Origin of the sequence: Sphingopyxis sp. KK2 (genome assembly GCF_001990265.1) — a bacterium.
In the GTDB taxonomy this organism is placed as follows: Bacteria; Pseudomonadota; Alphaproteobacteria; order Sphingomonadales; family Sphingomonadaceae; genus Sphingopyxis.
In genome coordinates this window covers 1-1155 of the sequence record NZ_LYVN01000289.1, presented here as the reverse complement: position 1 = coordinate 1155, position 1155 = coordinate 1, and the positions used below count along the sequence as shown (strand labels likewise).

At 68.0% G+C, this 1155-nt stretch carries 1 protein-coding gene; it reads right to left on the bottom strand.

The window, feature by feature from the left end:
* Positions 1 to 1155 (bottom strand): ATP-binding protein (locus tag B1A78_RS21825; RefSeq protein ID WP_144037967.1); only part of this gene is annotated, 1155 nt, incomplete at both ends.

The window sequence follows — 1155 nt, the reverse complement described above, 5'->3', positions numbered from 1 at the left end:
CGGACAGGATGTGCGCCATGTCGACGTCCTGCCCGCGATCGGCGGCGGCAAAGGCAGCGCCCATCGCGACGTTGCGGATCGAGCCGCCCGACAGGTTGAGCTGCGCCAGCCGGTCGAAATCGAGCGTCGCCTTCGGCGTCGCCTTGGGAAAAATACGCTGCCAGATTTCGGCGCGCTCGCTTTGCGCCGGGAAATCGAAGTCGATGATGAAGCGCAGGCGGCGCAGGAAGGCGGTGTCGATGTTCGAGCGATAGTTGGTCGTCAGGATCGACAGGCCGCGATATTCCTCGATCCGCTGGAGCAAATAGCTGACCTCGATATTGGCGTGGCGGTCGCGGCTCTCGTTGATCTCGCCGCGCTTGCCGAACAGCGCGTCGGCTTCGTCGAACTGGAGGATCGCCGCGCCCTCCTCGGCGGCGTCGAACAGGCGGCGGAGATTCTTCTCGGTTTCGCCGATCCATTTCGACATCATCGACGACAGGTCGATGCGATAGACGTCGAGCCCGAGTTCGGCGCCGAGGATTTCGCCCGCGAGCGTCTTGCCCGCGCCCGAGGGACCCGAGAAGAGCACGCTGATCCCCAGCCCGCGCCCGGCGCTGCGTTTGGCGAAGCCCCAGCTTTCATAGACCGTCGGGCGGTTGCGCACCTGCGCGATGATCGCGCGCAGCACATCCTTTTGCGCCGGCGGCAGGACGAGGTCGTTCCATTTCGCCTCGCTGTCGATGCGCCGCGCAAGGTCCTCCATGCGCGGGCGCGCGAAGCGGCGCGCGGCGTCCCAGGCGATATCCTCGAGCTTGGGATCGCCCTTCCTGGGCTTCGCCGCCGGATCGGGGGCGAGCACCGCGAGTTCGGCGGCGACGCTTTCGGCGAGTTCGGGCGACACCGGGAAATGGCCCGCGAGCCGTTCGATCGTGCCGTTGAGCTTCTTCGCATAAGGGCCGAGCCGGTCGCGCCACAGCGGCAATTGTTCCTTCGCGGTCAGCCGCGGCATGTCGAGCCGCACCGTCGGCGCCTGCCCCAGGGTCAGCGCATCGGGCGCGCCGACGATCAGCGGTTGCTGGACGAGCGAGGCAAAGAGCGCGAGCGGCGCCGGGTCGCTCAGCCGGTCGGCGTCGACGAAGAGCGCCCCGCCGGTGAGCATCAGGTCGCGGCGCC